The sequence below is a fragment of the Streptococcus oralis genome, assembly GCF_015561235.1.
Classification (GTDB): Bacteria; Bacillota; Bacilli; order Lactobacillales; family Streptococcaceae; genus Streptococcus; species Streptococcus oralis_BK.
In genome coordinates, this window is the sequence record NZ_JADMTC010000001.1 from 861,723 (window position 1) to 885,964 (window position 24,242).

A 24,242-nucleotide genomic window follows, 5' to 3' on the forward strand; every position below is an offset into this window, starting at 1 on the left:
TATAAGAAAAAGCCCTTGTCGAGCTTTTATGCCTATTTATACTAGGTAAATCTGTCATGCTTTCTTTTTGACTTTTGGAGCCGGTAAGACTTCATACATCTCCTTAATTAATTTCATTAGAAATGATTTATCTTCAATGTCTTCTATCAAAATCATCTCCTTAGCTCCTTCATAAGGACGTTCAAGCCTAGTCTGTCCCAGTTGATCCATGACCACCTTCACAGGCTTCAGTAACAAACGATTATCATAAATTCCTCCAATAATCTTCCCACGATAATAAAGGATATACTCTCCCATCATTGGACGATAACTCATCTCCTCTAGCTCTGATAGCTGTTCGAGAATAAAATCTAAATATTCTTTACTGGAAGCCATGATGCCTACTCCATTTCTTCTAAAAATGAGGTATTACAAAACCTTACTCAAGAAATCTTTGGTTCTTTGTTCTTGGGTTTGTTCAAAGACTTGCTCTGGCGTTCCATCTTCGACAACAACCCCATCCGCCATAAAGATAACACGGTCTGCTACCTCACGCGCAAAGCCCATTTCATGAGTCACAATCACCATGGTCATCCCTGATTTAGCGAGGTCTTGCATAACAGCTAGAACTTCTCCAACCATCTCAGGGTCTAGGGCTGAAGTCGGCTCATCAAAGAGCAAAACATCTGGTTCCATAGCAAGTCCACGTGCAATGGCAATCCGTTGCTGCTGACCACCTGACAAACTCTGTGGATAAGCCGTCGCCTTATCTGGCAAGCCAACTTTTTCTAACAGTTCCTGTGCTCTTTTCTCCGCAACTTCCTTGCTTTCACCTTTGGTTTTAATTGGTGACAAAGTGATATTTTCCATCACTGTCATATTGGGAAAGAGGTTGAATTGTTGGAATACCATGCCCATCTTTTCACGCATGGCAAAAAGGTCATTTTTCTTATCTGTGATATCAACTCCTTCAAAGATAACCTTACCTTTACTTGCTTCTTCAAGGAGATTCATCGAACGAAGGAGGGTTGATTTCCCGCTCCCTGACGGACCAATAATGACCACAACTTCTCCACGTTTAATCTCAAGATTGATGCCTTTTAAAACTTCATTTTTCCCAAAAGACTTATGTAGTTCTTCAATTTTAATCAAGGTTTCTGTCATTATTTCTTGTCTCCTTGTCCAATATGTTTTTCAAATGCTTTCAACGCCACTGTCAAAACAGAGGTCATAATCAAATAGTAAAAGGCTGCAAATAAAAGAGGAGTCAACGGTAAATAAGTTGTTGTTGCTACTGTCGTTGCACCATTCCACAACTCCATCACCCCAATCGCTGATAAGAGGGAACTATCCTTGATAATGGTGATAAATTCGTTTCCAAGAGCTGGAAGAATATTTTTGATAGCTTGTGGCAAAATGACATAACGCATGGCATTTTTCGGACGAATACCTAGAGAATATGCAGCCTCTAACTGCCCTTTAGGAACCGCATTGATCCCCGCACGAACAGTTTCTGAAACATAAGCACCACTGTTCATAGAAATAATCAGAATACCAGGAATCAAACGAGAAAGATCAACTCCTAAAATTCCCACTTGAATAGTCGGAGCATTGATATGCATAAGGGCAAAGGCAATCATTATTTGAACCATCATTGGAGTACCACGGAAGATCCAAACATACACATTTGCAAACCAAACGAGCGGTTTAAAGCGTGAACGTTGGGCAAAGGCCAGTAACACACCTATAATGGTCCCTAAGCAGACAACAAGGATGGAAATCAATACGGTAATCAGAGCACCATAGTTAAAATATGGTAAATACTTTGGTAAAAAAGAAAAATTCATATTCAATCAACTTTCTATGTATTAGATTGTATGATTATAACATGAATTGAATTAAAATGCAATCCTTTTTCCCTAATTTTAACAATTAACTTGATAGAATAGAGAAATAGAGAGAAATCACAGTTTTTTTCTAGTCAACTACCTCTTGTTTATGGTAAAATAGAAACGATAAGAAATGGAGGAGAATCAAAATGGAATCACATTTGGTTAGAATCATTAACCGCCTAGAAGCAATGACAAAAGATGGTGGAAATCTAAAACGTAATTTTGAACGTGAAGGTGTTGTTGTCGCAGAAGTTGCATACAGCCATGACGAAGAAAACGGATCACTCTTCACCCTTCGCGATGTAGAAGCTCGTGAAACTTATACATTTGATAGCATTGATTTGATTGCAATGGAGATCTACGAACTCCTTTACTAATATAAAAACAACGGGCAGTAGGGCCCGATAAATGAGAATCCTTTTTGTCACCACAAATGGGATTTTTTCTTACCTTCAATGTCGCTGGATTCTTCATAAATCCCTCTTTTAAAAACGACCACTTCCCAATCTTTTTACTTGCTTTACACCTTAATCATGCTATAATGAGAGTATAAAACTTTGACTATTCTTGACCTTTTTCTTAGACCAAGAATAAGAATGAAATGAGGTAGATGTATGCTCTGTCAAAACTGTAAAATTAACGACTCAACAATTCATCTGTATACCAATATCAATGGACAGCAAAAGCAAATTGATCTCTGTCAAAATTGCTATAAAATTATCAAAACAGATCCAAATAATACCCTCTTTAAAGGAATGACTGACTTAAACAATCATGACTTTGATCCTTTCGGCGACTTTTTCAATGATTTGAACAATTTCAAACCTTCTTCTAATAACGTCCCTCCAACTCAATCTGGTGGAGGATATGGAGGAAACGGTGGTTATGGACCTCAAAACCGAGGCCCACTTCAAACACCTCCTAGTCAAGAAAAAGGACTCCTAGAGGAATATGGTATCAATATTACTGAGATTGCTCGTCGGGGAGATATTGACCCTGTTATCGGTCGAGATGAGGAGATTATCCGCGTTATCGAAATCCTAAACCGTCGAACCAAGAACAACCCTGTCCTTATCGGAGAACCAGGTGTTGGTAAAACAGCCGTTGTCGAAGGGCTAGCTCAGAAGATTGTCGATGGCGATGTTCCCTATAAACTCCAAGGCAAGCAGGTCATCCGTCTGGATGTAGTCAGTCTAGTCCAAGGAACAGGTATTCGAGGCCAATTTGAAGAACGTATGCAAAAGCTCATGGAAGAAATTCGCAAACGCGAGGACATCATCCTCTTTATCGACGAAATCCATGAAATTGTTGGTGCAGGGTCAGCAGGTGATGGCAATATGGATGCAGGCAATATCCTCAAACCAGCCCTTGCCCGTGGTGAATTGCAAATGGTCGGAGCCACTACTCTCAATGAATACCGTATCATTGAAAAAGATGCTGCTTTGGAACGCCGTATGCAGCCTGTCAAAGTTGATGAACCAACTGTCGAAGAAACCATTATCATCCTCAAAGGGGTTCAAAAGAAATACGAAGACTACCATCACGTCAAGTACACAGACGCTGCTATCGAAGCTGCTGCAAATCTTTCCAATCGCTATATCCAAGACCGCTTCTTGCCAGACAAGGCTATTGACCTGTTAGATGAAGCTGGTTCTAAGATGAATCTGACGCTGAACTTTGTTGATCCTAAAGTGATTGATCAGCGTTTAATTGAAGCTGAGAATCTCAAGGCTCAAGCTACTCGAGAGGAAGACTTTGAAAAGGCTGCCTATTTCCGCGATCAGATTGCCAAGTACAAGGAAATGCAGAAGAACAAGGTGACCGATCAGGATACTCCTATCATTAGCGAGAAAACAATCGAACATATCATTGAGCAGAAAACCAATATCCCTGTTGGAGAACTCAAAGAAAAAGAACAGTCTCAGCTTATCCATCTAGCAGACGACCTCAAAGCTCATGTCATTGGTCAAGATGAAGCTGTCGATAAGATTGCTAAGGCCATCCGTCGTAATCGTGTTGGACTTGGAACTCCTAACCGCCCAATCGGAAGCTTCCTCTTTGTCGGACCAACTGGTGTCGGTAAGACAGAACTTTCCAAACAACTAGCCATTGAGCTCTTTGGTTCTGCTGACAGCATGATTCGCTTTGATATGAGTGAATACATGGAAAAACACAGTGTGGCTAAATTGGTCGGAGCCCCTCCAGGCTATGTAGGCTATGGCGAAGCTGGTCAACTGACTGAAAAAGTTCGTCGCAATCCTTACTCTCTCATCCTTCTCGATGAAGTTGAAAAAGCCCACCCAGATGTGATGCACATGTTCCTTCAAGTATTGGACGATGGTCGTTTGACTGATGGGCAAGGACGAACAGTTAGCTTTAAAGATGCTATCATTATCATGACTTCAAATGCGGGTACCGGTAAGGCCGAAGCCAGCGTTGGTTTTGGAGCTGCTCGTGAAGGTCGAACCAACTCTGTCCTCGGTGAACTCGGTAACTTCTTTAGCCCAGAGTTTATGAACCGTTTTGACGGCATCATCGAATTTAAACCTCTCAGCAAGGACAACCTTCTCCAAATCGTCGAACTCATGCTAGCGGATGTCAACAAACGCCTCTCTAGCAACAATATCCACCTCGATGTGACAGACAAGGTCAAGGAAAAGTTGGTTGACTTAGGTTATGATCCAAAAATGGGGGCACGCCCACTCCGCCGTACTATTCAAGACCATATCGAGGATGCCATCACTGACTTCTACCTTGAAAACCCAAGTGAAAAAGACCTCAAGGCAGTTATGACAAGCAATGGCAATATTCAAATCAAATCTGCCAAAAAAACTGAGAAAACAGAAGAGATTGCTTCTGAAATAGAAGAATAAATCTCATAAAAAGAACAGGAAACAAGATTTCCTGTTCTTTTTTTTAATTCTCTTCTTGAACTTGATAGCGAAGAATTGTTTTTAATTTGCTTGGCTCCGTTCGATGAAGGTTATTGAGATAAATTTCTCGGTGGACTTCCGAAGTTCTTTTGAGTTTATGAAGTTGACAAAAATGCTCCATCTCTGCAAAAGTCTCATTTTCAGTATCAAAAGGTCCTACATGAAGCATAGCAAGGATTTGGCCTTCTTCTATCATTTCAAAACGAATAGCCTCATAGAGAGGATTTGGCTTCTTGATTTTGACCTCGTTCAGAGCTACCTCAAATAGTTCTCGCGTAATAAAATCGGGTTGCCCAATCATAATGCTATAAGAAAGCTCACTTTTTACCAGTTCTCCCTCCTTCTCCTTTTTCCATACACCTTCTAAAGGAAAGACTGTAAAATCCGTGTAAACCTCATCCAGAGGAGCTTTTTTATACTTCATCTTTATCGCATAGGCTAAGGCATATAAGGCCCCTACGCGTTCTGAAAAATCTTCTTGATTTGGATCACCTTTACCATCAATCACGATATAGGATTGACCTGGCACCTGCAAGATGCTGGGCCTAGCTTTCACTTGATAAAGATTTTTTGCTTCTTTTCTCCATTCGTATTTCATTTGGTTCTTCTCCTTTCTATCTCTAGTATAGCACCAAAACCCTGACATCTTTTGTCAAGGTTTGTAAAGTTTTTGGATTTTTTCTAATATAGAAAGCAATTCCTTCTTCAGATGATTGGGGGCGAGTATTTCCACCCCATCTAGATAAGACAGGAGGTAAGTATACAGACTTTCATGCTCTGGTAGGACTGTCTTGACATAATAACACCCATCTTTCCCCAAGCTAATCTCATCTTCTGAAAAATCTTCATAAACCCGGAAAGCAAGCTTGGGACTAAACTTCAAGGAAACTTTGATTTGATGTGCCACTTGATCTGAACTATCGATGCAATCCAGCACATTTTTCTGCTTCATAGTTTCAGTTGTTAGATGATAATTCCTAATTCTAGATAATTTGAAAAAACGCCACTCTTCTTTCAAACAACAGTAGGCATGAAGGTACCAATCTCTCTTTTTAAATACGAGTTTAAAGGGTTCGACTGTACGAATCGTTTTCTGACCACTCCCACCTAGATAAGTAATCACCAGTTGCCTTTTCTCTAGAATAGCATGTTTGATGTTATCAAATAATTCTTTTTGACCTTCTCGCTTCCTCCAGTCAGTCATGTCTACTTCTATCCAAGGGCTGGTAGAAACTTGAAAAATAGATTCCAACTTTTCAAGTAACATATCTTGCCTGTCATTTGTCAGGGCTTGAATTCCTTGCAAAGCTGATAGAAGTTCTAATTTTTCATCCTCCGACACGAGAGTACGATCCAGAACAAAGTCCTTCATTAAAAAGATTCCGCCCGTCTTTCCAGGTATCGAATAAAGGGGAATCCCCGCCATACTCAACCGCTCAATATCGCGATAAATCGTTCGTACAGATACTTCAAATAATCGGGCTAATTCAGGAGCTGTTCCACTGCCTTTTTCTAAAAGTAGATATAGGATACGAAATAGTCTTGATTCGGCCATATAATCACCTCTCTTTTATTATACCAGTTAAAGAGCTAGGGTTGGAAAGTTTAACGAGACAAGGATTGACCAATACAAAGTAGCTTTTTCTGCACCAGTTCGTTGGTTTATTCTTGACAGCTAGCGCCTCGTCTATTATGATAATAATAAAGATACTAGAGAATGAGGAAAATGCAATGGCAAACCCAACTTATGGTGATAAAAAAGAGAATGTGACTTACCAGCCCCGCTATGGTGTGTACGCAGTTATTCCGGATGCGGAGAAAAAACAAATTGTCCTAGTTCAAGCTCCCAATGGTGCTTGGTTCTTGCCAGGTGGAGAGATTGAAGCAGGCGAAGATCATCAAGAAGCACTGAAGAGAGAACTAATCGAAGAACTTGGCTTTACAGCTGAAATCGGAATCTATTATGGACAAGCTGATGAGTATTTTTACTCTCGCCACCGTGATACCTACTACTACAATCCAGCTTATCTCTATGAAGCTATTTCTTTCCAAGAAGTACAAAAACCATTGGAAGATTTTAATCATATTGCTTGGTTTCCTATTGACGAGGCTATTGAAAAACTCAAACGTGGTAGCCATAAATGGGGAATTGAAGCTTGGAAAATCCAGCATGGAATTGGCTAAAATACACGATTTTATCCAAAAAGTGCTATAATAGAGTTAGAAAATCGGAGGAACTGTTATGAAGCTTATCAACACGACTAATTCACACTCGCAACTTGTTAAAAGCCAATTAGAAAGCACAGACGCAACTCTTGTCGAGGTCTATTCTGCTGGAAACACAGATGTAGTTTTCACACAAGCCCCGCTTCACTATGAAATCCTCATTTCCAACAAACACCGTGCTATTCGTGAACCTGAAATCGAAACTATCCAAGACTTCTTCTTAAAACGTAAAATCGACAAGGAAAGCATTGATGAAGCCAATATCAAGACGCTTTATTCTGATAAATTGATTGAGATTTCAATCCCTATAAAATAAGAAGACCAGCCAAAAGCTGGTTTTCTTTTGCAAAAAAGATTGGTAGTACACAACTACCAATCTTTTTCATTTTATTTCACAGCTTCTTTCAAAGCCTCTACCTTGTCCAAACGTTCCCATGGAAGGTCAATATCTGTACGTCCCATATGTCCATAAGCCGCTGTTTGACGGTAAATTGGACGTTTAAGGTCCAGCATTTGAATAATTCCTGCAGGGCGAAGGTCAAAGATTTGACGCGCTGCTTTTTCAAGCTTGCTTTCAGCTACTGTTCCTGTACCAAAAGTATCGATACGAACGGAAACAGGCTGGGCCACACCGATGGCATAGGCCAATTGTACTTCTGCCTTCTTAGCAAGACCTGCTGCAACGATGTTCTTGGCAATGTAGCGAGCTGCATAAGAGGCTGAACGGTCCACCTTCGTCGCATCCTTACCAGAGAAGGCACCACCGCCATGACGAGAATAGCCACCATAGGTATCCACGATGATCTTACGACCAGTCAAACCTGAGTCCCCTTGAGGTCCACCGATTACAAAGCGACCAGTTGGATTGATGAAGAATTTTGTTTGCTCATCCAAGTAAGAGGCTGGAATAACTTCTTTGATAACCTTGCTAATCACATCATTGTGAATTTGTTCATTGCTAACTTCTGGATCGTGCTGAGTTGAAATCACGACTGTGTCCACACGTACCGGACGGTCATTTTCATCATACTCAACTGTAACTTGTGATTTAGCATCTGGACGGAGATAGCTGATTTCACCAGACTTACGAAGTTCTGCCAAACGACGAACTAGCTTGTGGCTGAGTGAGATTGGCAATGGCATGAGTTCTTCTGTCTCATCCACCGCAAATCCAAACATGAGCCCTTGGTCTCCAGCTCCAATCAAGTCAAGCGGATCTTGATCTGCATTTCCACGAACCTCCAAGGCTTCGTTAACCCCTTGGGCGATATCTGGTGACTGCTCAACAAGTGACGGATGAACTCCCACCGTCTCCGCAGAAAAACCATATTCTGTATTCGTATAACCAATCTCTGCAATGGTGTCACGAACCACACGGTTAATATCCACATAAGCATGTGTAGAAATTTCACCAAAAACATGGACGGAACCAGTGTAGACAGCTGTCTCAGCAGCAACGTGCGCCTCTGGATCCTTTGTTAAAATAGCATCCAAAATCGCATCTGAAATTTGGTCTGCAATCTTATCCGGATGCCCCTCAGATACAGATTCAGACGTGAATAATTTACGTTCTGACATAAAAATGTCCCCCCTTAAAAAATATTGTTATAGAGTTACAAAGTACTGATAGGAAAACTACTAGTAATGAATACCTACCATCTTATCGGGACTATATAACCTTATCATTATATCACTTTTTACTCATTTTTGCATTCTTTTCGATAATTTATAAAATAAAGTTACAAAAAGGAGCCATTCAGCTCCAATTTTGTTCTTAAAATGTTTGGCGTTTGGCTTTCCGCTCGGCACGGCCACGAGCACGATTTTCAGCACGCTTGGTTTTGCGACGTTTTTCATCCACCGCCCATTGAATCTTCTTCTTATAACCTGGTTTGACTTTTTTCTTTTTCTTTTTAACCAAGCCAATCATTTCAATATCAAGCTTATCCTGCTTCTTTTCACAGTTGGCACGACGATCACGGTCATAGGTATCTTGGAACTCTCCGTCTTTGATCATCTTAGGAATAAACTTGATTCCTAATTTCTCCAACTCACGGATATCCGAGTCATCACTTGGCTGGTAAAGGGTGATAGCTGTGCCAGGTAGACCATTGCGTCCAGTCCGTCCAACTCGGTGAACAAAGAAGGACAAGTCTTGCGGAATGGCGTCATTGATAACATGGCTGACACCTTCAATGTCAATTCCACGCGCTGCCAAGTCCGTTGCGACAATGTACTCAAAATCCAGATTTTTCACCTGGTTCATGATCCGCTTGCGTTCACGAGGAGCAATATCTCCATGAATCTTAGCTACCTTCAATCCTTGAGCAGTCAAGTAGGCATGCAACTCATCAGCACGCGTTTTTGTGTTAACAAAAATCATTGCTAAATAAGGCTGCATCAACTGAGTCAGCTGGTAAATTTGAGCATTTTTGTCGCGGCCCTTGGTCGAAATCAACCAGTTATCAATGGTATCTGAGATAACTGTTTTAGTCTTGATTTTTTCCATGACAGGATTTGACAAGTATTTCTTCAAGAACGGTTGCAATTTTTGTGGAATGGTTGCTGAAAAGACCATGAATTGCAAGTCTTTTGGAAGGCTCCCTGCAATCTTATCAACGGTTTCCAAGAATCCCATATCCAAGGTCATATCGGCTTCATCAACTACAAAGGTCTTGGCCTTGTGAATAGCCAAATCACCAGATTTGACCAAGTCATAGATGCGACCTGGCGTTCCGATAACGATATGTGGTTGGTTGCTGGCAAGTTTTTCAATCTGACGCGCCTTATCCGTACCACCTACATAATTAACCACACGAACTTCGACATCTGAGTGGGCTGCGATTTGACGGGCTGCTTGGTAGATCTGAGTAGCCAACTCACGACTTGGTGCAGTAATCACTGCTTGTACACTATCGCTAGTTTCATCTAATTGCTGAAAAATGGGTAGTAAGAAAGTATGGGTCTTTCCTGAACCTGTTTTTGATTCACCGACCAAGTCACGACCCGCCAAGACAATAGGAATCAACTTTTCCTGAACTTCGGTAGGAGTCGTAAACTTCAACTCCTCCAATGCCTTTTCTATATAGTTTTTAAACTGAAATTTCGTAAATGACATATTATCCTCGATTCTATTCATCTAACCATTATACCATATTTTGAACATTTTCAGTAGTCCAGTTCGAGAATCAAAAAATGAAAGGAATTACTTCCTTTCATTTTTATTTCCAGTTTAAAATAGCATTCAAACCATAGTGGTCACTGACTTGTGGACTATTTTTTCCATCAAAAACTACATGCAAACTTTCTACTTCTAAGTCTTTTGTCGTAAAGACATAGTCGATTCGTAGCGGCTCGGTATTGCCTTTCCAGCCATCAATTTCTGGTGGAACGGTATAGCTACCACTTCTTTCTTTCGCAACTTCAAACGCGTCTTGTAATCCTAATGGACTAGCTAAAATCGCTTGATAGCCTTCCTGACCAGCTGGATTATTAAAATCACCTGCTAAAATCAGAGGTTTGTTCAACTCTTTTAATACAGCCTCAAATCGTGCCCATTCTTCTTGGAAACCTTTATCCCACCAAGAGAGATGGACGCTTGCAAGAGCAAGTTCCTTGCCTTCAACCTCTGTCTCAGCCAAGGCAACACGGCGAGTATGGTAGTCCGTTGGATCATCTACATCTGACACTAAAATTTCACGCGCCTTAATCGGTGTTTTGGATAAGATGGCTACACCTTCATGGTAGCGGTCATAGCCGATATGATTGTAAGCCCAAGTCCAGTAGTAGTTTTTCCCTTTCTCAGCCAATTTTTCAACCAGGAGCCGTACATAGTGATCCTGATGAATAGGTTCTGCTGATGGCAAAGCTTGATAGTGATTGTTAACCTCTACCTCCGGCGAGGTCATTTCTTGATTGATTTCTTGAAAACAAATCAAATCATAATCTTTGTCAAGAATATCTTGGAGCAAGAGCTGGAATTTTCCCTCTGCTTCTTTTTCCATCCAACTATGAGTATTGAGTGTTAAAAATTTCATGCTTTTCTCCTAAAACAAGAGGTTGGAAAACAGCTTCCAACCTCGAGTATATTACAATTCTACTTTAGCAACTGCTGTTTTAGCCGCAAGAGAACCTGTTTGTTCTAATTTAACTGATTTGATAGCATCACCATTTGTAAAGACAACCACTGTTGATGTTTCACGACCTGCTGCACGGATAGCATCCAAGTCAGCTGTCACAAGAAGGTCACCAGCAGCCACTTTTTGTCCTTCAGAAACGTGAACAGTAAATGGTTTTCCTTCAAGACTTACAGTATCCAAACCAATATGAACAAGTACTTCAAGACCTGATTCAGTAACAAGTCCAAGTGCATGTTTTGTTGGGAAGATACTTGATACAGTACCTGTAACTGGAGATACAATGTTTCCATTTGCTGGTTCTACTGCAAAACCATCACCCATCATTTTTTGAGCAAAGACTGGATCTTTCACTTGTTCCAAGGCAATAACTTGACCGTCAGCTACTGAGTAAACTTCCTCAGTTACACCTTTAAAATGTACAGTATTTTTTTGAGCTTCTGTCATTTGGCTTGGAAGAGTTTCAGGAATTACTTCACCTGAGTCAAGGATATCTTGGATATCAGATTTCAATACGTCAGCTTTTGGTCCGTAGATAGCTTGGACACCTTGTCCTTTCATGACAAGACCCATAGCGCCTTCTGCTTTCCATTGTTCCTCAGTACCAACACGATCTGCATCCTTAACAGTTACACGAAGACGAGTCATACATGCATCTACATCTACGATGTTTGCACGACCACCAAGAAGGTTAATGATATTTACAGCTTGAGAAGCTGCTGCAACTTTTGTTTCTCCTGGAGCTGCATCTTCTGATGCTCCTTCAGCAGTTTCATAGTTTCCGTTACGTCCTGGAGTTGCATAGTTGAATTTCTTAATCATGAAGTTGGCAATGAAGTACATGATGACTGCAAAGAGGACAGTTACCCAGATAAAGTTAATGATATCCATACCAAGACCAGCGTTGATAGCTAGCGGAGTACGAGTCAAGAATTCAATTGAACCGAATGAGTGCATACGAAGGTGAACAATATCCGCCATAGCAAAGGCAGCACCTTGAACAAGAGCATACACTAGGTAAAGAGGTGTTGCGATAAACATAAACATATACTCGATAGGTTCAGTAACCCCTGTCAAGAATGTTGCAAGGGCTGTCGCAATCATCATACCCTTGTATTGGTGTTTCTTGTCAGCATCAACATTGCGGTAGATAGCAACGATGACACCCATCAAGATACCGAATGAACCGATCATTTGACCAACTTTGAAACGAGCTGGAGTGATAGTTGTAAGAAGGTGTTGGTATTGGTCAGCATTTGAACCTTTAAGGTTAACAAGGTCTGTTACCCAAGCAAGCCAAAGTGGATCTTGACCAAATACTTGAGTTCCTTTAGCTGCACCAGTAAGGATTTCGTATGTTCCACCAAGAGCTGTATAGTTCATTGGGATTGTCAACATGTGGTGAAGACCAAATGGCAAGAGCAAACGTTCCAAAGTACCATACAAGAATGGTGCGAGAACTGGAGCAGTTTCTTGAGAGTTGGCAATCCAAATACCAAAGTTATTGATACCTGTTTGAACTACTGGCCAGAAAGCTGCAAGTACAATTGCTGCAATAGCTGAACGAAGGATGACAACGAATGGTACGAAGCGTTTCCCATTGAAGAATGAAAGCGCATCAGGAAGTTTACGGTAGTTGTAGTATTTGTTAAAGGCAGTTGCCCCTACAAAACCAGAGATAATCCCTACAAAAACACCCATGTTCAATGCTGGTGCTTCAAGAACACTGATGAAGTAATCAGAAACTTTGATTGAGCCTCCAAAGAGAGTAGTGACCATAGCCTCAGGGTTTTTCAGCATATCACTTGTAACTCCAAAGATAGTACCTGTGATACGGTTAATCAAGATAAAGGCAAGCCCGGCTGCAAATGCACCACCTGCACGTTCTTTTGCCCAGCTTCCCCCAATAGCGAGGGCAAACAAAATATGAAGGTTACCGATAACCCCCCAACCAATTTGCTCTAGTACGCCACCAGTAATCACTAGGGGAGCAAGGTTTGGGTCAATCATTGGAAGTGACTTACCGATTGAAATCATCAATCCCGCCGCTGGCATAACGGCGATAACCACCATTAAAGCCTTACCGAATTTTTGCCAAAATTCGAAAGACAAGACATTTTTGAATGTAGCTTTCATCATTCAAATCTCCTTTATTTTATTTAGGCAAACGTTTTACGAAAACGTTTGCATTTGGTTATGTATTAATTATACCACTTTTATTTTTTTTGTAAAGGCTTTTATAAAAAAATTGTCTATTTTTTTTAATTTTTAAAAAAGAAAAAGAGAAGTTTACGAAAACTTCTCTTTTAAATATGTATTATTTTTCTGATTTGTTCTGCAATTTGCATTTAAATCCAACTAGATCTTCAAGAATCGACGCATTGAAATCCCTGAACCAATTGAACCAATGAAAATTCCGATTATAAATAATAGGACTGTCATCAGAGGGATAAACACATCTGGAGTAATCATTGACAAGTTTTGACCTACCAAGGATTTATTGACCGATTGATAAACCATATTGTAAACAAAGAATACAAGGACTGAAGGAATTGCTGCACCAAGCAAGCCAATAAAAGCACCTTCTAGCAAGAATGGACCACGAATATAGCCATTTTTTGCTCCTACAAGACGCATGATCTGAATCTCACGACTACGTGAAATAATAGTGATACGAATGGTATTGGAAATGAGGAAGACTGCGATGAAAATCAAGAGCCCTGCAATAACCAATCCCCAAACACGGATAAAGGAAGCCAATTCAAAAAGTCGTTGAGTGTTGGCTCCACCATCTTGAACCTCTGATACTCCCTCAATTTTCTTAGCTTCTTCAGCTACCGTTTTAACATCACTCGGAGAATTTGTATCGACGATATAGGCATCATAGAGAGGGTTTGCATCCCCTTCAAAGACCTTCCAATCGTCACCCATTGTTTCCGTTAGTTTTTCGTACTGTTCTTCTTTACTTGAGAAGGTAACACTCTTAACAGCAGGCATAGCTTTCAAAGCATCATAGACCTTGTGGTAGTCATTATTGGTAACTGTCTGACCTTCTTTTTCAATCGTTTCACTGTTATCAGCTACATCCTTACGAATGTAAACCATGACCCGAACGTTGTTTTCAATATCGGTAGCCAGTTTTGCTGTATTAAAAATTACAGATGCAAACAGGGCAACAAGTGTCAAGGTAATCATAACCGAACTCACTGCTGCTACTGTCATCCAGCCATTTCGTTTTAAACTTTTTAATGATTCAAATAAATGGCGAAAAAATCTACTAATCATCGTATCCATATTCTCCTTTAGCTTCGTCACGAACGACACGGCCATTTTCAATGGCAATGACACGGTGGCGCAAGGTATTTACAATCTGGCTATTGTGGGTTGCCATCAAGACAGTAGTACCTTGGAGATTGATGCGTTCCAACAGATTCATAATTTCCCATGAATTATCTGGGTCCAAGTTTCCTGTTGGCTCATCGGCAATCAATACTTTAGGATTGTTGACAATCGCACGAGCAATCGCAATCCGTTGTTGCTCTCCACCTGAGAGTTCATTAGGGAAAGAGCGAACCTTATGTTTCAAACCAACCAGGTCCAATACTTCCATAACACGTTTTTTGATGTTGCGACGGCTCTCACCGATTACTTCCATTGCATAGGCAATATTCTCATAAACAGTCTTCTTAGGCAAGAGTTTGTAATCCTGAAAGACTACCCCGACACTACGACGTAGCAGTGGGACATCTTTCTTCTTAATTTTAACTAAATTAAAGCCTGCAACTGTTAGGCTTCCTTTTTCGATCTTTACTTCTCGGTATAAAGCTCGAATAAAGGTTGACTTACCTGCCCCAGAAGGTCCTACGATATAGGCAAACTCTCCTGGTTCAATGGTAACAGATACTCCACGCAGGGCAGTCGTTCCATTGTCATACTTTTTGACAACATCTCTCATTTCAATGATTGACATATGAGTTCCTTTCTATCTTAGCTGATTCGCCACTTGAGGTAGGCATCGATAAAACCATCAAGGTCTCCATCCATCACCTTATCTACCTGAGCAACTTCAAAGCTTGTACGGTGATCTTTTACCATAGTATAAGGCGTGAAAACATATGAACGGATTTGGCTTCCCCATGTGATTTCCTTTTTCTCACCTTTAAGGGAATCAACTTCCGCAGCTTTCTTTTCTTGCTCCATTTGATAGAGCTTAGCCTGCAACATCTTCATGGCACGATCTCTATTTCCATACTGGGTACGATCGACCGTTGATTGGACGACAGTTCCCGTAGGAATGTGTGTCAAACGCACACCTGTTGAAACCTTATTGACGTTTTGTCCACCAGCACCACCTGAACGGAAGGTATCCATTTTGATATCATCTTCACGAATCTCCACTTCGATGGTATCATCCAACTCAGGCATAACCTCTACGGATGTAAAGGAAGTATGGCGGCGTTTGGCAGAGTCAAATGGCGAAATACGAACCAAACGGTGAACACCCATTTCTGATTTAAGTAGGCCATAAGCATTGGGTCCTTCAAAAGACAAGGTCACAGACTTGATACCTGCTTCATCACCAGCTTGGTAATCCAAAACTTCTACTTTAAAGCCTTTGGCATTTCCATAACGAGTGTACATACGAAGCAACATATCGCCCCAATCCTGTGCCTCAGTACCACCAGATCCTGGATGGATTTCCAAGATTGCATTATTATGGTCATAAGGTTCTGACAAGAGAAGGGTCATCTCGTAGCTGGTCATCATCTTATCCAGTTCTGTCAACTGTTCGACCAGTTCATCATGGACTGACTCGTCTTCTGCTAAAAAGTCCAACAAAATCTCAACTTCATCCTGCAACTCTTCCATTTTACGGAAGGTGTTGTAGGTGTTTTTTAATTCATTTAATTCTTGCGACGTTTTTTGGGCCGCGATATTATCGTTCCAAAAATCAGGTTCTGTCATCTTGTTTTCCAAGATGGCAATCTCTTCCTCTAAGCCTTCGAGGTCAAAGAGACCCCCTGAAAGAAGCTAATTTTTCACGATTTGCGTCAATTTTTTGACGAATTTCTGAAATGTCCATAGATACTCCTTTTCATATCGTTTTATTATACCATAATCTCTTATTTCTTTCCATATTTTGCTTTTCATCGCTTTTTGTGGCAAAAGAAAAGAGGCCCGAAAGCCTCTGGTTTAAAGGATTTTGGCAGAGGTCTGAGTAATCTCCTCCACTTGAATTCCTTCTTTTTCAAACTTATCCTTTAATGAAGTCAAATCGATTTTTCCATCAATTTGAACTTCGATGACGACCTTCCCATCCTTACGTGGAATGTTAACTGTGTGCGAGATATTTAGATTTTCTTCTACGATTAGAGCTACAATTTTTCCCAGTACACCGACTTCATTTTCTGTAATAAAACGAACACGAATCCCCTCTTCTCCGTATCCAGCGATTTCCAAGAAAGCCTGAAAAACATCGCGGTCTGTAATTACGCCGTAGACCTGATGATTGTCTACGACTGGTAATATCCCAATTTTATTTTTCAGCATCAGATAGGTCGCATCTTCTAGGCTAGCATATCCAGAAACAGTCACGACATCTCGAATCATTACATCTTTTACTTTGGTTTTATTCAGAAGATAATTCATCTCATAGATAGAGAGACTGGTTGCTTTAGATGGGCTGGCTTCCGCAATGGTTCCTTCTGTTACCAATCCGACTAATTGATCGTTTTCGATAACAGGTAAACGGTGCAAACCTTGCTCGCGCATCAAATCTGCTGCGTGTGCTACAGTCGTATCTGGACTGATATAAACTACCTTACGGGTCATGAAATCTTTAACTGCCATGAGACTTCTCCTTCTATATTGCTACTTTTATTATACACTTTCTTAGAAAATCTATCAAACGCTTTCATCTCTTTTTCAAGATTTTGAATAATCTGAGAAGTTTGCATAAAATGCCAGTGTAAGTTAAAAGGGAACCGAAGTCCCCTCTCTTCTTAAATCGTAATAGTGTCTCGATCTTTTATCATATAACGTTTCAGTGGGCTAAGACTAGCTAACCAGTATAGTAGACCGCCAAATAGCGCAGTAAAGCCACTGCCCGTTGTGATTAAAAAGATTGGACTTTGAATCTGTGCAGTTACAGGGTTGTAAACAAATAGTACCGCTACCAATAAAGAGATAAATACGCAAGACAAGCCAACTAAGTTAAATCCTTTAGTAAATTCGTATGCGTCATGCCCTTCAAGGAAATAGGCTGAACACAAGTCGAGTTTTCGTTTTCTTAAGATAAAATAGTCGACAACAATCATACCAATAATTGGCCCCTGAATATAGGCTGCTAGGGAGATGAAGGATCCGAAATACTCTTCTACTCCTCCCCAGATAGTGAGTAGACTCACGTAAACCATGGCAATCCAAACCATTAGTTTATAGCTTACTTTGGGCATCCCACTTTTGACAATCATACAGTTCACATACGATCCAGTCCCCTGGGTTCCAATATTGGCAAAGGCTACTAGTAGTAGACTTAAGAGAGCAAAGGCTGGGGTGCTTAGAGTTGATAGCATGGTTGTTGGATCACTTTCATAAACACCTGTTTTGACAAACATGGCTAGAGCCATGACTCCACCTGTCGCAACGAAGAATGGAGCCACAACTCCGTATGATAAGGCTGTAGCCCAATAACCACTGCGTTCTGATTTTGCCAAACGTGGTAAAACCAATGCCTGTGTAGACCAAGAGAAAGCAAATGCAACATTTCCTTCTCCAGAGAGCATGAAGCGTTCTAATGGCGTCAAATCTCCTTGAGTGGCTGGTTGGATATTCATAATATCCGTTATAGGAACAGCGACAAAGCAGATTCCAACGATGATCAGACCGACAATCAATAAGGCGATAACCAAGAAGCGATTGGTCCATTTAATCACTTCTGGACCTCCAAGAGCAATGAGAGTCCCAAGAAGAACACAGAGGGTACCAAGAATAGGCGCCCATACTCCCTTGTCCAAACCAAGACCAAATTATTTGCTAAATGAATCATGGAACTGGCAAAAAGATTGGCCGCAACAGCATACCATCCAAAGTTAGCCAAGCTAATAATGGTTGATAACAGGGCTACACCTCTTTTTCCTAGAACAGCTCTCAACCAAATCCACAAATCAATCCCATATTTAACCGCAAACAGAATTGGGAGACACTCAATAAAGACCCAAATAATATTAAAACTAAAAATATTAATCAACATTTGATTAAAGGTCAAATATTGAGCCACATAAGCTCCTTGGGTATAGCACCAAGTTGCAATGGCAAAACCACTTGTTGATAGAAAGAGATCCCAGAAAGAATATTGACGATCCTTATTGGTCATGGGAACAATTCCGGTTATGGTTTCTTGTTGGATATAGTCATTCATTTTAGACATGTTATTGAATTCCTCCCGTCATTGCTAAGATAATCAAAACAAGGTTGATTAGGACTATGGAGATGATTAAAATGAAATCACTTTTTAGGAAGGGTTGAACAAACTCGTAGTTTGGTGACTCCATTTCTTCCAATCTTCTCTTTGTTTCAGCTGCTACTAATTCTTCAATTTCGGATGTCGTTTTCATCTTAGTTTTCCTCCAAATACAAGTCAAGTGCCAGTTGTCCATATTGTTTGGTATAGCGATACCAGATGTAGAGAAACTCACCGACTGGTTTTCCGACACTCTCCTGGAACAACGCCCACAAGAACCAATAATATGAGGTCACTGCTACATAAGCCAAGTAGTGACGTTTGGTTTTCTTATCTGGAACTCCTTGTAGATACAATTCCAGTACTTTTTCAGCATCTGCTACAGTATAATTGGAACACGCGATAAAGGTTCCCAAATCTCCTGCTGGCTCTCCCATTCCAGAATATTCCCAATCAATCAAGCTCATTTCGCCTGCTTCATTTAACAAAAAATTAGGACTATAGGAATCTCCATGACAAAGGGCAACCTGTTTCGGATCATTCTGTAAATAATTTTTGAGAAGTGAGACAGTTTCATCCAGTTCCTCGAGGCCATCAAATTCAAATCGATTTCTAGCCTTCAATTTTTCTATAAAATCAATAATTCCCTCAAATTGGTCAAAGGAATGTTCCGTTTTTTCTCCAGATTGGTGTAACCGTCTCAAGAGGTCCATTGCTTGTGCTACATCATCCCAATTATCATAATCCAGTTGCTTAGCATTGGGAATAAATTCTGAAATTTTCCAGCCCTCATCCTTGTTCATGGCTACGAAGGTACGGTCAATCTTTAATTTTGCAGCAATTTCCATAGAAGCTGCTTCACTAGCTCGGTCGATATAATTTTCCGTTCCCCTACCCGGATGACGGTAAACATATCTTTTTCCTAGACAGTCAAATGAAAATGATGTGTTGGTTAACCCATCTTTTAGAGGTTTGATATTGACAATATCTGAAGCCACACACTTTAATGTCTTACAGATATTATCAATAATGGCCGAATCTGCATTTACCAAATAACGTTCATCAAATTGACGGAGTTCATCTAGTGAATCAAATTCTTTAACAATATCCGCTGAATAGTGGCGGGCTTCTAAAAGGAGTTCTTTAACATGGCGACTATAGTAATCCTCCCAAAGCTGTTCACGATAAGGTTCGTGTTTAAACTCGGTTTCTAAAATTTCCTTGAATTTCTCGCTAAATGCACGGTCAAAATAAACGTGCCCCACCATAGCCCAAGTATTTTCTCCACCAATCTGGATATCAACGATGGTGTGATTCGAATCCTCTATAGCACAATATTCGTCCGTTTGACCTTCTGCAAAAATCGTCGAGTAGTAACCTCTATAAATATATTGCTCAAACGGATTTTCCACAAAATAATTATCTGATGAACAAATATAAGTGTTGGAAAGTTGATTTTTAACCAACATAAGAGACGAACAGTTATTGTATTTGTAGTAATCATTATTTACTACAATTTTTACACCAAACTTCTCAGCAAGATAGAACATTTTTTCTTGAAGATAGCCTACGATAACAGTTATATCTTCTATTCCTGCTTCTTGCAGTTGTCTGATTTCCCTCTCTATTAAGCGTTCCCCCTTAACTTGAAGCAATCCTTTAGGAATTTCATAAGACAAAGGAGCAAAACGGCTACTCATGCCAGCAGCCATTATAATAGCATTTTCTACTCGATAGGGTTCTAAAACTTTCTGGCCTAGTTCTGTTAAGTGAAGCTCCTCATCAATCCACTTCTCTTCTTTCAGTTTTTTCAACAATGTGTTAATTGTTCCTAAAGATAGGTCTAACTCTTCAGCTAACTGTCTCTGAGTAAATGTATTTTCTTTATGTGTCAACATAAAACGCAAAAGTTTAAATTGTTTTTCTGTTACCATTTCTCAGTCCTCCTGTTCAATTTCCACTTACCCATATTATAATATGAACAAAAATGACTGCCAATTCAAACACGAAATCATCTAGTTAAAATTAAGGCACCATTTCATCTATTTCCAAAATCAAACTATAAACGAAAAAGCTCCTAAGTTGGAGCTCCAGAACATTTTATCATCTGATGATTAGGAAAGTAAGCCCCTGTTATAGGATGATTGTTTGGCCATCTTCATATAACGATTGAAATGTCCCCCGGTCTATAGAGGGATTGCGTGCGCAATCTCTATCTGCCAACTAAAAAGGTCCCCCGGACTAAAGGAGAATTGCTTGCACAATTCTTATCCGCCGACTAAAACAATCCACTGGATTGTTTTAGCCACCTAGATATGCTTTTCTGACTTCTTCTGATGAGGCGAGTTCTTTTCCTGTTCCTGATAGGACGATCTTGCCTGTTTCAAGTACATAACCACGGTCAGAGATAGCAAGAGCCTTGTTAGCGTTCTGTTCAATTAGGAGAACTGTCGTTCCTTGCTTCTGAATATCTTGAATGATATCAAAAATTTCTTGGATAAAGATAGGAGCAAGTCCCATTGACGGCTCATCCAAGAGGAGAAGCTTAGGTGTAGACATGAGAGCGCGTCCCATAGCCAGCATCTGCTGTTCACCGCCTGAAAGAGTTGCCGCATCTTGGTTTTTGCGTTCTTCCAGACGAGGGAAACGTGAAAAGACTTTTTTCAAGTTGGCTTGATTTTCTTCACGATTTTTCTTTAAAAAAGCTCCCATTTCTAAGTTTTCCATAACAGTCAATCCTGGGAAAACATGACGTCCCTCAGGAACTTGTGAAAGCCCACCTGCCACGATTTTTTGCGCAGGTAACTTTTGAATTTCTTTTCCTAAAAACTGAATTTTACCAGCGCTTGGACGAACCAAACCTGAAAGGGTACGAAGAATGGTTGTTTTACCAGCACCATTGGCACCAATCAAGGAAACAACTTCACCTTCATTAACCTCGAAACTTACATCACGAACTGCTTGGATCATACCGTAATGCACAGAGAGGTTTTCAACTTTTAACATAGACATTAGGCTTCACCTCCTAGATAAGCTTCGATAACACGTTTATTCGTCTTAATTTCGTCAGGAGTTCCCTGAGCAATCAAGCGACCATATTCAAGAACATAGATACGCTCAGTGACTTCCATAACCAAATTCATGTCGTGTTCGATGAGCATGATGGTAATTTTAAATTCATCTTTGATACGACGGATCAATTCTGTCAATTCAGCTGTTTCTTGAGGATTCATCCCAGCTGCAGGTTCATCCAAAAAGAGAATCTTAGGTTCAGTTGCCAGAGCACGAACGATTTCTAATCGGCGTTGTTGACCATAGGCCAGATTCTTAGCAAGAGTATCTGCGTCACTATCCAAATCAAAAATCTTCAGCAAGTCCAAAGCTTTGCTTTTTAATTCTTCCTCATTCTTATAAAAAGCTGGTAGACGTAGAAAGCTCGCAAGGACATGTTGTTTATGATGATTACTAAATGCAATCAAAACATTTTCCAAAACTGTCAAGTCCTTGAACAAACGAATATTTTGGAAAGTACGGCTGAGTCCAAGTGAAGCAATCTTATAGGGAGTTTTCCCATTGAGGAGGTGACCATCTAATGTCACAGTACCTTCGCTTGGTTCATAAACACCAGTCAAGAGATTGAAAAGGGTTGTTTTACCAGCCCCGTTCGGTCCAATCAGACCAACCAATTCTCCCTCGTTCAATTCAAGAGTGACATCTCCAACAGCTGTTAGACCGCCAAAATGTTTGGTTAATTGTTTAACTTCAAGTAGTGCCATTAGTTTTGTCCCTCCTTCTTAGATTTTTTAAAGAAACGTGATAGACTTAATTCCCATGTCCCAAGAAGTCCACCTGGTCTGAAAATCATGACCAATACAAGAGCCAAAGCGTAGATGATCATACGTACGCTAGCTACATCTTGAAGGAGCATATTTAAAATTCCTAAAACAATCGCTGAAACGATGGTACCAGTAATAGATCCAAGTCCACCAAATACAACGATAATCAACACGTTGATGGAATTAATAAAGGTGTAATCTTTTGGCACAACAGATCCGATAAAACCAGCCTGAAGTGAACCAGCAATACTTGCTGTAATGGCACCAAAGACAAAAGCGATAATCTTGATCTTTGTAGTGTTTACCCCAACGGATTCTGCAGCAATCTCATCCTCACGAACAGATAGAGTAGAGCGTCCGATTGGACTACGTAGGAAGTTGAGAGTTGCAATAGTTGTGACCACCACAAAAAGATAAACCATTTGCCAATTGGTAAAGTTTGGAATACCCAAGATACCAGCAGCACCGTTGGTCAAACTTCCACCATTAATAATAAAGATACGAATGATTTCTGAGACACCTAGTGTTGCAACAGCCAGGTAGTCACCCTTCAAGCGTAGTGTTGGGATCCCAACGAGCAAAGCGACTGCACCAGAAATCAAGGCACCCAAGATCATTGCTCCAAAGAAGGCACCATAGGTTGGTGATTTTGAACCAATAATCGCTGCTGCATAAGCCCCAATCGCCATAAAGCCTGCATGACCGAGTGAGAATTGTCCTGAAAAACCAACGATTAAGTTCAGACCTACTGCAAGGATGATATTAATCCCAATTTGTTCTAAAATTTGAACATGGAATAGATTGAGAATACCAGCAGAAACCAGTACGCTAATTAATCCATAACCCGCTAACAGAAGGAATAACCAGAGAATATTTACTTTAAGATTTGTCTTCATTGTTTACACCTTCTCTTTCACATTCTTACCAAGGATACCTGCAGGTCGAACAATCAGAATCAAAAGCAAGATTCCATATACGATAGCATCACGGAAATCAGACATACCGAAGGCAGTAGCAAATGTTTCCAACAAGCCAATCACAAATCCCCCCAGAGCTGCACCAGGAATAATCCCGATACCACCGAGTACGGCCGCAACGAATGATTTCAGACCTGGAGTCACGCCCATCAAAGGTTCAAGAGAGTTGTAGTAAAGAGCAATGAGGACACCTGCCGCACCAGCAAGAGCTGAACCCAAAGCAAAGGTAAAGCTGATTGTGCGATTTACATTAATTCCCATCAATTGAGCTGCGTCACTATCAACTGATACCGCACGCATGGCTTTCCCCATTTTTGTTTTTTGGACGATCAATTGTAATAAAACCATCAAGAGTACAGAAACTGCTAAAATCATCAATTGAACATTTGTCAAGCTAATTGGCCCGAAATCAAAACGGACGGTTTCAATTGCTTGAGGGAAGGCACGAGTATTGGCGCCTACTAGATAAACCATTCCGTATTCCAGTAGGAAAGACACTCCGATGGCAGTAATCAATACAGCAATGCGTGTAGAGTGTCGCAAAGGACGGTAGGCAAGAAATTCAATCACAACACCAAGTAGTGCGGTTCCTGCCATTGAAATAATCAAAGCTAAAAAGAAATCCATTTGGAAGGAATTAATCAAAAAGTAACCAATAAAGGCACCTATCATATAAATATCACCGTGGGCGAAGTTGATGAGTTTGATAATTCCATAAACCATAGTATAACCCAAGGCCAAAAGTGCATAAACACTACCCAGAATTAAACCATTCACAAGTTGTTGGAGCATAGCATTCAC

Annotated in this window: 23 protein-coding genes and 1 pseudogene; 4 read left to right on the forward strand and 20 right to left on the reverse strand. The window is 40.4% G+C overall.

From position 1 onward, the window contains the following. Window positions 1-54: 54 nt before the first annotated feature. The 3 genes from I2H52_RS04395 to I2H52_RS04405 are packed head-to-tail and all read right to left on the reverse strand — an operon-like array spanning window position 55 to window position 1,826. Entirely contained in the window at window positions 55-375 is a 321-nt protein-coding gene (locus I2H52_RS04395) for a TfoX/Sxy family protein (protein WP_049549838.1), read from the reverse strand. Between the two features lie 33 nt (window positions 376-408). Beyond that, on the reverse strand, window positions 409-1,143 hold the full coding sequence (locus I2H52_RS04400; RefSeq protein WP_049549839.1) for an amino acid ABC transporter ATP-binding protein: 735 nt from the start codon (window positions 1,141-1,143) through the stop codon (window positions 409-411). Beyond that, window positions 1,143-1,826, reverse strand: coding sequence for an amino acid ABC transporter permease (locus I2H52_RS04405; RefSeq protein ID WP_001011622.1), 684 nt, complete (start codon window positions 1,824-1,826; stop codon window positions 1,143-1,145). The genes I2H52_RS04400 and I2H52_RS04405 overlap by 1 nt, the downstream gene beginning before the upstream one ends. Window positions 1,827-2,017: 191 nt before the next feature. Here I2H52_RS04405 and I2H52_RS04410 point away from each other — a divergent pair, with 191 nt between their 5' ends. Both I2H52_RS04410 and I2H52_RS04415 read left to right on the forward strand, forming a co-directional pair. Beyond that, window positions 2,018-2,248: a DUF1797 family protein gene (locus tag I2H52_RS04410; protein WP_000443577.1), complete on the forward strand. Its 231-nt coding sequence runs from the start codon at window positions 2,018-2,020 to the stop codon at window positions 2,246-2,248. A gap of 237 nt (window positions 2,249-2,485) precedes the next feature. Then, window positions 2,486-4,744 (forward strand): ATP-dependent Clp protease ATP-binding subunit, encoded by a 2,259-nt coding sequence (locus I2H52_RS04415; RefSeq protein ID WP_195594421.1) that lies wholly within the window; start codon window positions 2,486-2,488, stop codon window positions 4,742-4,744. Between the two features lie 43 nt (window positions 4,745-4,787). Here I2H52_RS04415 and I2H52_RS04420 read toward each other — a convergent pair whose 3' ends face one another. Beyond that, complete coding sequence (locus I2H52_RS04420) at window positions 4,788-5,402, reverse strand: GyrI-like domain-containing protein (RefSeq protein ID WP_065371690.1); 615 nt, start codon at window positions 5,400-5,402, stop codon at window positions 4,788-4,790. 54 nt (window positions 5,403-5,456) lie between these two features. Further along, window positions 5,457-6,359, reverse strand: coding sequence for a helix-turn-helix transcriptional regulator (locus tag I2H52_RS04425; RefSeq protein ID WP_195594424.1), 903 nt, complete (start codon window positions 6,357-6,359; stop codon window positions 5,457-5,459). Between the two features lie 176 nt (window positions 6,360-6,535). Here I2H52_RS04425 and I2H52_RS04430 point away from each other — a divergent pair, with 176 nt between their 5' ends. Both I2H52_RS04430 and I2H52_RS04435 read left to right on the forward strand, forming a co-directional pair. Then, window positions 6,536-6,988, forward strand: coding sequence for an NUDIX hydrolase (locus I2H52_RS04430; RefSeq protein ID WP_049549843.1), 453 nt, complete (start codon window positions 6,536-6,538; stop codon window positions 6,986-6,988). 58 nt (window positions 6,989-7,046) lie between these two features. Further along, a complete protein-coding gene (locus I2H52_RS04435; RefSeq protein ID WP_000767203.1) occupies window positions 7,047-7,346 on the forward strand; it encodes a DUF1827 family protein in 300 nt (99 codons plus the stop codon). A gap of 71 nt (window positions 7,347-7,417) precedes the next feature. Here the strand turns inward: I2H52_RS04435 and metK are convergent, their stop codons facing one another. The 15 genes and pseudogenes from metK to I2H52_RS04510 form a co-directional block, all read right to left on the reverse strand. After that, window positions 7,418-8,608, reverse strand: a complete 1,191-nt coding sequence (gene metK / locus I2H52_RS04440; protein ID WP_195594427.1) for a methionine adenosyltransferase — start codon at window positions 8,606-8,608, stop codon at window positions 7,418-7,420. Window positions 8,609-8,804: 196 nt separating this feature from the next. Further along, window positions 8,805-10,148 (reverse strand): DEAD/DEAH box helicase, encoded by a 1,344-nt coding sequence (locus I2H52_RS04445; RefSeq protein WP_195594429.1) that lies wholly within the window; start codon window positions 10,146-10,148, stop codon window positions 8,805-8,807. Window positions 10,149-10,251: 103 nt separating this feature from the next. Then, entirely contained in the window at window positions 10,252-11,067 is an 816-nt protein-coding gene (locus I2H52_RS04450; protein WP_195594432.1) for an endonuclease/exonuclease/phosphatase family protein, read from the reverse strand. A gap of 51 nt (window positions 11,068-11,118) precedes the next feature. After that, window positions 11,119-13,305, reverse strand: coding sequence for a PTS transporter subunit IIBC (locus tag I2H52_RS04455; RefSeq protein WP_084851585.1), 2,187 nt, complete (start codon window positions 13,303-13,305; stop codon window positions 11,119-11,121). Between the two features lie 219 nt (window positions 13,306-13,524). Further along, the gene (ftsX, locus tag I2H52_RS04460; RefSeq protein WP_000625556.1) at window positions 13,525-14,451 is read right to left on the reverse strand and encodes a permease-like cell division protein FtsX; all 927 of its coding nucleotides are present in this window, start codon (window positions 14,449-14,451) and stop codon (window positions 13,525-13,527) included. Next, the gene (ftsE, locus tag I2H52_RS04465) at window positions 14,444-15,136 is read right to left on the reverse strand and encodes a cell division ATP-binding protein FtsE (protein WP_000022275.1); all 693 of its coding nucleotides are present in this window, start codon (window positions 15,134-15,136) and stop codon (window positions 14,444-14,446) included. The genes ftsX and ftsE overlap by 8 nt, the downstream gene beginning before the upstream one ends. Window positions 15,137-15,153: 17 nt before the next feature. Further along, window positions 15,154-16,249 (reverse strand): peptide chain release factor 2 gene (gene prfB / locus I2H52_RS04470; RefSeq protein ID WP_096753628.1). Its coding sequence is split into 2 segments (ribosomal slippage): window positions 15,154-16,176 and window positions 16,178-16,249, totalling 1,095 coding nucleotides; the frame shifts between segments, so codons are not numbered across the junction. Window positions 16,250-16,359: 110 nt separating this feature from the next. Beyond that, window positions 16,360-17,016, reverse strand: coding sequence for a CBS domain-containing protein (locus I2H52_RS04475; protein WP_033584964.1), 657 nt, complete (start codon window positions 17,014-17,016; stop codon window positions 16,360-16,362). A gap of 152 nt (window positions 17,017-17,168) precedes the next feature. Next, a pseudogene (locus I2H52_RS09820) lies at window positions 17,169-18,595 on the reverse strand (cytosine permease). A gap of 1 nt (window position 18,596) precedes the next feature. Continuing rightward, window positions 18,597-18,782 carry a hypothetical protein gene (locus I2H52_RS04485; RefSeq protein WP_000859101.1) on the reverse strand — a complete coding sequence of 62 codons (186 nt, stop codon included), beginning with the start codon at window positions 18,780-18,782 and terminating at the stop codon, window positions 18,597-18,599. Window position 18,783: 1 nt separating this feature from the next. After that, a complete protein-coding gene (locus I2H52_RS04490; RefSeq protein ID WP_195594435.1) occupies window positions 18,784-20,562 on the reverse strand; it encodes a phosphotransferase in 1,779 nt (592 codons plus the stop codon). A gap of 367 nt (window positions 20,563-20,929) precedes the next feature. Then, window positions 20,930-21,640 (reverse strand): ABC transporter ATP-binding protein, encoded by a 711-nt coding sequence (locus tag I2H52_RS04495; RefSeq protein ID WP_000062209.1) that lies wholly within the window; start codon window positions 21,638-21,640, stop codon window positions 20,930-20,932. Further along, window positions 21,640-22,404, reverse strand: a complete 765-nt coding sequence (locus tag I2H52_RS04500; RefSeq protein WP_001186017.1) for an ABC transporter ATP-binding protein — start codon at window positions 22,402-22,404, stop codon at window positions 21,640-21,642. Before I2H52_RS04500 ends, I2H52_RS04495 begins: the two co-directional genes overlap by 1 nt. Further along, complete coding sequence (locus I2H52_RS04505; RefSeq protein ID WP_000856254.1) at window positions 22,404-23,360, reverse strand: branched-chain amino acid ABC transporter permease; 957 nt, start codon at window positions 23,358-23,360, stop codon at window positions 22,404-22,406. Before I2H52_RS04505 ends, I2H52_RS04500 begins: the two co-directional genes overlap by 1 nt. A 3-nt stretch (window positions 23,361-23,363) precedes the next feature. After that, the gene (locus I2H52_RS04510; protein ID WP_000941407.1) at window positions 23,364-24,233 is read right to left on the reverse strand and encodes a branched-chain amino acid ABC transporter permease; all 870 of its coding nucleotides are present in this window, start codon (window positions 24,231-24,233) and stop codon (window positions 23,364-23,366) included. Between the last annotated feature and the right edge of the window lie 9 nt (window positions 24,234-24,242).